This window comes from Amycolatopsis sp. NPDC048633, assembly GCF_040650695.1.
Taxonomy (GTDB): domain Bacteria; phylum Actinomycetota; class Actinomycetes; order Mycobacteriales; family Pseudonocardiaceae; genus Amycolatopsis.
On the sequence record NZ_JBEZHS010000034.1, the window covers coordinates 96012 to 104036 of the forward strand.

The window sequence follows — 8025 nt, forward strand, 5'->3', positions numbered from 1 at the left end:
TGCTCAGTCACGAGTAGGGTCGGTGACAATGACAGTCGACACCTCCTCCACCGGCGATGCTGGGGTCGGGGCAGGAGCCGAGCACCTTGCCATCGCCGCGGCGGTCGCGGCGGGCGAGTCCGTTCTCTCACGCCGGTTCGGCAGTGCGATCACGCTGGTCGCGCCCGAAGACCTGGCGGGGAGCGGGCCGGCCACGGTGGTCCGCGCGAGAGTGGTGTCGTCGTCCTTCGCGCTGCCGCGCACGCTGGTGATCAAGCACTACCCCGACCGGCCGGTGGCGGGCGCGGAGGACCCGTTCGCCCAGGAGGCGGTCAGCTACCAGCTGTTCACCGCGCTGGCGCCGGACGAGCGGATGTGCCCGGAGCTGCTCGCCCACGACGGCCGCGACCGCGTGCTCGTGCTGGAGGACCTCGGCCGCACGCCGACGCTGGAGGACAAGCTCTACGCCCGCGACTCCCGCGCGGCCGAGCGCGCGCTGCTGTCGTGGGCCCGCTCGCTGGGCCGGCTGCACGCGAGCACGGCGGGGCGCGAAGCCGACTTCAACGCGCTGCTGCGGCGGCTCGGCGGCCCGGCGAAGTCCGATTCCGCCGGTGACGAGCTCTACGACCGCGTGCCGGCGGTGATCCAGGAGCGGCTGGGCATCCCGGCGCCGGAGGAGGTCCTCTCGCAGGTGGCGGAGGCGCGGCAGCAGTCCGCGTCGGCCGGGTTCCGCGCGTTCAGCCCGGTGGAGCTGAGCCCGGACAACAACCTGGTGACGGGCGAGAGCGTCCGGTTCCTCGACTTCGAGTTCGGCTGCGTCCGCTCGGCCCTGGTCGACGCGGCGCACCTGAGGCTGCCGTTCGCGAGCTGGCCGGACGCGCTGGCCCTGCCGGCGGGCATGAGCGAGGCGATGATCGCGGCGTGGCGCGCGGAGGTGGTCGGGATGTGGCCGGCCCTGGCCGACGACGAGGTCCTGGCCGCGCACCTGACGACCAGCGAGCTGCTGCGGGTGTGGCTGATCACGGGCGAGGAGCTGGGCTCGCTGGACCTCTCCCGGCACGCCGCCCCGGTGAGCCGCGAGGCGGCGCTGGTGACGTGGTGGCGGGATTTGGCCAAGCATGCCGGATATGTCCGGATGATGGCACTTTCGGAGTTCGCGGCCCGGGTGGCGGCGGCACTGGCGGCGCGGCTGGGACCGCACGCCGACCTGGCGTTCTACCCGGCTTTCCGCTGAGCCCGGCCCGGCTGTCCACAGCCCGGCCGTGATGTGGGCAAGTCGGCCCGGCTTCGGCCTTTCCCGGCTTTTCGTCGGCCCGCCCCGATACGCTGGAAGCGGGGCCGGCCCCCAGGAGAGGGCGGGGGCTGCTTTCGGGCAGGCCGATGGCCGCGCTGGCGCCAAAGCTGGACATTTCCGGCACCTGTGAACCGAGCGTCAAGAATTAGGCGCCCGCTCGCCGACGTGTTACCTCCTTCTCACCGCAAGTGAGCTTCCGTGGCCGATGGTCGTGGGCGTGACCGTGATGAGTGTCGAAGTCACTCCCGAACCCTCCCGCCCGAGCCGTCCCGCCCGTCCCGCGGCCGTGCCGTCGCTCAGGCGCGCTGAGCGGCTCGTCGTGCTCGGTGACTCCACCGCCGTCGGGCTCGGGGACCCGCTTCCCCGGCGCGGGGGCTGGCGGGGCGTCGGCCCGCTCGCCGCCGCCGCGCTCGGGGTCGAGGCCGGTGGCTACCTGAACCCCGCCTTCGCCGGTGCCCGGATGCGGTGCGTGCTCACCGAGCAGGTGCCCGCCGCCGTCGCGCACCGGCCCGATGTCGCGCTGCTCGTCGCCGGGATGAACGACACCCTGCGCCCGGACTTCGACGCCGCCCGGATCGCCGCCGACCTCACCGACATCATCCACCGGCTCCGCAAGGTCGACGCCACTGTCATCCCGGTCCGGTTCCACGACCACAGCAAGGTCTTCCGCCTCCCCGCGTCGCTCAAGCGCGCCCTCAGTGCCCGCGTCGCCGAGCTGAACGCCGCCATCGACGAGGTCGTCGCCCGCGAAGGCGTGCCCTGCCTCGACCTCGACCGCCTCCCCGGCGCCTACGACCTCGCGGTCTGGAGCGTCGACCGGCTGCACCCCTCGGAGCTCGGTCACCGCCTGCTCGCCGACGGCTTCACCGGCCTCCTCGCCGAAGCCGGCTTCGCCGTCCCCGAGCCGGTGAGCCTCACCTGCGGCGGCGGTGTCGAGCCCAGCGCCACCGGGCACGCGGGGTGGCTGGTGCTCAAGGGAATCCCGTGGCTCTGGCGCCGCGGCCGCGAGTTCCTGCCCTACGCCGCGGTCATCATGTGGAACTCGTTCCGCGCCCGCTGAACACCCGCAACGCCTCCGCGTCCGAAGCCGGGTTCCGGACGAAGTAGTCCGCCCACTCCTCGATGCCGGGATAAGCCGATCGCGAAGCCAGCAGCCGGCACGCCGCCTCGACGTCGTACTGCGTGCGCCGCAGCTGGACGCCGTCGCCGAGCAGGGCCCAGTGCGCACCCCTTGCGCCGTAAGGCATTCCGACGCTGCCGGGGTTGACGACCAGCCGCCGGTCCGCGAGCCGGACGAACGGCATGTGCGTGTGCCCCAGCACGACAGTCTCCTCGGCCACCCCGGAAAAGACTTCGGCCCAGCGCTCCAACGGACTGTCGACGAGCACGATTTCCGTGTCGTCGCGCGGGGTCGCGTGGCAGAACAGCACGCCGTCGAGCGACACCGTCAGCGGCAGGGCGTCCAGCACCGGCAGGTCCGCGGGACGCAGCTGCCGCGCCGCCCAGGGGAAGATCGGGTCGGGGACGAACGTCCCGGTGCCGCGGGCCGAAGCCGCCAGCTCCCGGTCCGCGTTGCCCCGCACCCAGATCGCCCGGGGCCCCAGCGCCAGCAGCCGGTCCAGGGTTTCCACCGGCATCGGTCCGGCCAGCATGTCGCCGAGCAGCACGATCCGGTCCGCCGCCTCGACGTCCGGCTCGGCGAGCACGGCCTCCAGCGCGGGGAGGACGCCGTGGATGTCCGCCAGCACCGCCACGTTCATCGGACCACCCTCGGGCACGGCAGCGCCCCGGGCGAGGGATTTCGCCCAGGGCGCAACCGGTCACGCCGTGGTGAGCGGCAGCTCCCGCACCCCGGTCATGTTCGGGTTCACCTGGAACTTCGGCGGCTCGCCCGGGATCGTGCGCAGCGCCGGGTAACGGTCGAACAGGATGTTCAGCGCCACCCGGCCTTCGAGCCGCGCGAGCGGTGCCCCGATGCAGAAGTGGATCCCGCGGCCGAACGCGAGGTGCGGGTTCGGGTCGCGCAGGGGGGTGAACGTGTCCGGCTCGGCGAACACCCGGTCGTCCCGGTTGGCCGCCGCCACCCAGACCATCAGCATCTGGTCCGCGGGCACGGTCACCCCGCCCAGCTCCACCTCGCGCACGGTCGTGCGGGCCACCGCCGCGAACGGCGACAGGTACCGCAGCGACTCCTCGATCGCCGGCGGCACCAGGGACCGGTCGGCGCGCACGCGCTCGTCCCACTCGCGGTGGGTGTCGAGGCACAGCACCGCGTTGCCGAGCAGCATCGTGGTGGTGATGTGCCCGGCCAGCAGCAGGACGTTCGCGAAGTTGACGACCTCGTTGCGGGTGAGCTTCTCGCCGTCGAGCTCGGCTTCGACGAGCTTCGTCAGCAGGTCCTCCCGGGGCTGCTTCCGCCGTTCGTCGACGTGCACGCCGAGGTACTCGACGAGCGCCTTCTGCCCCTCGAGGGACTTCTTGACGGCCTCCAGCCGTCCCTCGGTCTGGTCCTTCAGCGAGAACTGCTCGGAGGAGCTGAACAGCTTGTCCACCCAGCCCTTGAACAGGTGCCGGTCGCTCGCGGGGACCCCCAGCAGCTCCGCGATGACGATCACCGGCAACGGGTAGGCCAGGTCTTCGACGAGCTCGAGCCGGCCGGAAGACCCCGCCTCGTCGAGCATCTCGTTCGTCACCGCGGCGATCCGCGGCTCCAGGTCCGCGACGACCTTCGGCGTGAACGCCCGGCTGACGAGCTTGCGCATCTTGTTGTGCAGCGGCGGGTCCAGCTGCAGCAGGTTGCCCGCCCGCATCTCGTCGAAGTCGACGTCGGGGTCGACGTCGGTCATCATCTCCTTCGGCACCAGCCGGGTGGTGTCCGAGGAGTACGTCCCCGGCTCGCGCAGGACCTCTTCGGCCTCCGGGTGCCCGTAGACGTTCCAGAACCCGAGCTCCTCCGCGTGGTGCACGCGCTGCGCGGGCTGCTGCCCCCGCAGCCAGAACTGGGATTCGTGGAGTCCCCAGGTGTCCGCTTGTGTGGTGGTCATGTCCGCCCCTTCTTTCCCCTGTGTGGCCCCGGGGTCAGCCCGGCGCCCTGGTGGGATCGTGTGCGTAGATCCCTTTCCGGTAGACCGAGACGAGCTCCTCGAGCGCCGAACCCAGCTCCGCCGCCACGTCCGCGACCGCGCGGGGGTCGGGCTCCCCGGACGGTTCGAACGAGGTGCGGATCATGTACGCGAGGACTTCCGCCTTCTCCTCCAGCGGAATGCCCTCGAACTCGCCGGAAAGCGTGTCGCCCAGGTAGAAGCCGAGGGTCGACGCGTTGAGCGCGTACGTCAGGTTCGGCACGTCCGAGCGGATCAGCCCGTGCCGGAGCATCGTCTCCTCGAACTGCGTGCGCAGTTCGTCCTGCTGCTTGCGCAGCGCGAGGTCGCCGAGCGAGCCGAACATGTCGGCGTTGCCGCGCAGCATCGCCATCACCAGCGGGCGCCGGTGGGTGACGAGGTACGACGCCGAGATCATCCGGTGCGGGAGGATCGTCGCCGGGTCGGCCTCGATCCGGCCCAGGATCTCGTCGGTCAGGTCGGCCGACTCGCGCATCATCAGCGCCTGGAACAGCAGTTCCTTGTTGCGCCAGTGCAGGTAGACGGTGCCCTTGCCGATGCCGACCGCGCGCGCGATGTCGTCGACCGCCACCTTCCGGTAGCCCATGCGCAGCAGCAGCTCGCCCGCCGCGTCCAGGATGCGGTCGGCGCGCTCGCGGTTGGGATGGCTCATGCGTCTCCACCTGGTGGTTCATTGAACATTTGACCTGTTGACCGGAATCGCACTTCTGGTCAACCAGTCACCACGAAGGTAGCGCCGATCCGGGGACCGGGGCAAGGGTTCTGTCGGTGGCTTCGGTTAACGTCATCCTTGTGGCACAAGACGAGCTCTTCACCGTGAACGCCGACGTGGCCCCGCCGCCCGGGCGGACCACGTCGAACGCGGGTGAACGGCAGGCGGACCCGGCGAGCTCCCCCCTGGCCGTGCGGATGCGGCCGCGCTCGCTCGAGGAGGTCGTCGGCCAGCAGCACCTGCTGCGCGAAGGCGCCCCGCTGCGGCGGCTGGTCGAGGGTGCGGCGCCGGCGTCCGTGCTGCTCTACGGCCCGCCCGGCACCGGCAAGACGACGCTGGCCAACCTGGTCTCGATCGCCACCGGCCGCCGGTTCGTCGCGATGTCGGCGCTCTCGGCGGGCGTCAAGGAGGTGCGTGGGGTCATCGAGGAGGCCCGGCGGCGCCGGCAGTACAACACCGAGAACACCGTGCTGTTCATCGACGAGGTGCACCGGTTCTCCAAGACCCAGCAGGACGCGCTGCTCGGCGCGGTCGAGGACCGCACCGTGCTGCTGGTCGCGGCCACCACCGAGAACCCGTCGTTCTCCGTCGTCTCGCCGCTGCTGTCGCGCTCGCTCGTGCTGCAGTTGCGCCCGCTGACCGACGAGGACATCACGCAGCTGCTGGAGCGCGCGCTGACCGACGAGCGTGGTCTCGGTGGCGAGCTGACGCTGACCGACGACGCGCGCGCCCACCTCGTCCGGCTCGCGGGCGGGGACGCGCGCCGCGCGCTCACGGCGTTGGAGGCGGCGGCGGACGCGGCCTCGGCCACCGAGGCCAAGACGATCGACCTGCCGACCGTCGAGTCCACTGTGGACAAGGCTGCGGTGCGCTACGACCGCGACGGTGACCAGCACTACGACATCATCAGCGCGTTCATCAAGTCGATCCGCGGGTCCGATGTGGACGCCGCGCTGCACTACCTGGCCCGGATGATCGAGGCGGGGGAGGACCCGCGGTTCCTCGCGCGGCGGCTGGTCGTGCACGCCAGCGAGGACATCGGGATGGCCGACCCGACCGCGCTGCAGTCGGCGGTCGCGGCCTCGCACGCCGTCCAGTTCATCGGTATGCCCGAGGGCAGGCTGGCGCTCGCGCAGGCGACGATCCACCTGGCGACGGCCCCGAAGTCGAACGCGGTGATCACCGGCATCGACGCCGCGCTGGCCGACGTCCGCGCCGGGCTCGCCGGCACCGTCCCGCCGCACCTGCGCGACGGGCACTACGCGGGCGCGAAGAAGCTCGGCAACGCGCAGGGCTACCGCTACCCGCACAACGTCCCGGAAGGCGTGCTGGCCCAGCAGTACCCGCCGGACGAGCTGGTCGGCAAGGACTACTACGAGCCGACCCAGCGCGGCGCCGAGCGTCCGCTCGCCGAGCGCGTCCCGAAGCTGCGCCGGACGATCCGCGGGGAGAAGTGACTCCGGCGGACGAATCTTCGGTAGCTGATCACCGGGGTGGCCCGCGTCAGTCAAGATCATCGGGTTTCGTAAGCTTCGCGCCTTGAGGTGGCCACGAATCGGGCCGCCGTGACCGCAGGAGGCGCTCCCGTGCCCGCGACGCTGCAGTGCATCGTCCTGGATTGTCCGGAACCGGTCGTGCTCGCGAACTTCTACCAGGAACTGCTCGGGGGCGAGGTGGACCGGCCCGACCCGCGGTGGCGGATCGACCAGGACTTCTCCACCCTGCACGTCGCCGGGCTGGTCCTGGGGTTCCAGCGCTCGGTGGACCACCAGCCGCCGCAGTGGCCGGACCCGGCCCACCCGCAGCAGTTCCACCTCGACTTCGAGGTCGACGACATGCGCGTGACCCACCACCAGGTCCTCATCCACGGCGGCCGGCTGCTCAGCCCGGATCCCGACGGTCGCGGCTGGCGCGTTTACGCCGACCCGGCCGGTCATCCGTTCTGCCTCCTCGGCGACTACTGACCGAGCGGGGCGCCCGGCCGTTCGGCACGATGGGGACATGAGCGTCGCGTTTCTCGGAACCGGAATCATGGGCGCGCCGATGGCGGCCAACATCGCGAAGGCGGGCCTCGACGTCCGGGTCTGGAACCGGACCCGGGCGAAGGCCGAGCCCCTCGCCGACGTCGCCACGGTCGCGGATTCGGCGGCCGCCGCGGCCGAGGGCGCGGACATCCTGGTGACGATGCTCGCGGACGGCCCTGCTGTCGCTTCGGCCTTCGAAGCTGCTTCGCCCGCTTCGGGCACGTTGTGGCTGCAGATGAGCACGGTCGGCCTCGGCTGGACCGACCGGCTCGCCGCGGCGGCCGAAAAGGCGGGCGTGGTGTTCGTCGACGCGCCCGTGCTCGGCACGCGCACCCCCGCGGAGCAGGCGCAGCTGCAGGTGCTGGCGTCCGGGCCGGAGGAGGCCCGCCCCGCGGCCACGCCGGTGTTCGACGCGGTCGCCGTGAAGACGCAGTGGCTCGGCCCGGCCGGGCAGGGGAGCCGGCTGAAGCTGGTGATGAACGCGTGGGTGCTCGCGCTGACCAACGGCACGGCCGAGAGCCTCGGCCTCGCCCAGGGGCTGGGCCTGGACCCGGCGCTGTTCCTGGAGACGATCAAGGGCGGCGGCCTCGACGTCGGCTACGCGCACGTGAAGGGCGGCGCGATGCTGTCCGGTGAGTACCCACCGGCGTTCCCGGCCGGCCTGGCGGCGAAGGACGCCCGGCTGGTGGTCGAGGCGGCGGGCTCCGACGTCGACGTGGCGGGGGCTCGCGCGGTGCTGGCCCACCTGGAGGCGGCGGTGGAAGCGGGCCACGGCGAAGAGGACATGGCCGCCCTCTACCGAGCGGTGGTCAAGGAGCGCTGACCCAGGGTCCCCAGCGCCCCAATGTGGCCTTCGGTGCGTTGAACGCACCGAAGGGCCCCATTGGTTCGTTC

Annotated in this window: 8 protein-coding genes; 5 read left to right on the forward strand and 3 right to left on the reverse strand. The window is 71.9% G+C overall.

Annotation, left to right across the window (positions count from 1 at the left end):
* Positions 1 to 28 precede the first annotated feature (28 nt).
* Both AB0C38_RS39805 and AB0C38_RS39810 read left to right on the forward strand, forming a co-directional pair.
* The gene (locus AB0C38_RS39805; RefSeq protein WP_360683208.1) at positions 29 to 1213 is read left to right on the forward strand and encodes a phosphotransferase; all 1185 of its coding nucleotides are present in this window, start codon (positions 29 to 31) and stop codon (positions 1211 to 1213) included.
* Between the two features lie 265 nt (positions 1214 to 1478).
* The gene (locus AB0C38_RS39810; RefSeq protein ID WP_360683210.1) at positions 1479 to 2333 is read left to right on the forward strand and encodes an SGNH/GDSL hydrolase family protein; all 855 of its coding nucleotides are present in this window, start codon (positions 1479 to 1481) and stop codon (positions 2331 to 2333) included.
* On the opposite strand, the gene AB0C38_RS39815 is transcribed toward AB0C38_RS39810, so the two are convergent.
* The 3 genes from AB0C38_RS39815 to AB0C38_RS39825 are packed head-to-tail and all read right to left on the reverse strand — an operon-like array spanning position 2305 to position 5047.
* Positions 2305 to 3033 carry a metallophosphoesterase family protein gene (locus tag AB0C38_RS39815; protein WP_360683212.1) on the reverse strand — a complete coding sequence of 243 codons (729 nt, stop codon included), beginning with the start codon at positions 3031 to 3033 and terminating at the stop codon, positions 2305 to 2307. The two genes, AB0C38_RS39810 and AB0C38_RS39815, sit on opposite strands and share 29 nt — an antisense overlap.
* Positions 3034 to 3093: 60 nt before the next feature.
* On the reverse strand, positions 3094 to 4317 hold the full coding sequence (locus AB0C38_RS39820; protein WP_360683215.1) for a cytochrome P450: 1224 nt from the start codon (positions 4315 to 4317) through the stop codon (positions 3094 to 3096).
* A 34-nt stretch (positions 4318 to 4351) separates the two neighbouring features.
* On the reverse strand, positions 4352 to 5047 hold the full coding sequence (locus tag AB0C38_RS39825; protein WP_360683217.1) for a TetR/AcrR family transcriptional regulator: 696 nt from the start codon (positions 5045 to 5047) through the stop codon (positions 4352 to 4354).
* A gap of 140 nt (positions 5048 to 5187) precedes the next feature.
* Here AB0C38_RS39825 and AB0C38_RS39830 point away from each other — a divergent pair, with 140 nt between their 5' ends.
* The 3 genes from AB0C38_RS39830 to AB0C38_RS39840 all read left to right on the forward strand — a co-directional run bounded on the left by AB0C38_RS39830 (position 5188) and on the right by AB0C38_RS39840 (position 7954).
* Complete coding sequence (locus AB0C38_RS39830; RefSeq protein WP_360683219.1) at positions 5188 to 6564, forward strand: replication-associated recombination protein A; 1377 nt, start codon at positions 5188 to 5190, stop codon at positions 6562 to 6564.
* A gap of 129 nt (positions 6565 to 6693) precedes the next feature.
* Positions 6694 to 7071: a VOC family protein gene (locus AB0C38_RS39835; RefSeq protein WP_360683221.1), complete on the forward strand. Its 378-nt coding sequence runs from the start codon at positions 6694 to 6696 to the stop codon at positions 7069 to 7071.
* Between the two features lie 37 nt (positions 7072 to 7108).
* Positions 7109 to 7954 carry an NAD(P)-dependent oxidoreductase gene (locus AB0C38_RS39840; RefSeq protein ID WP_360683223.1) on the forward strand — a complete coding sequence of 282 codons (846 nt, stop codon included), beginning with the start codon at positions 7109 to 7111 and terminating at the stop codon, positions 7952 to 7954.
* Positions 7955 to 8025: the final 71 nt, after the last annotated feature.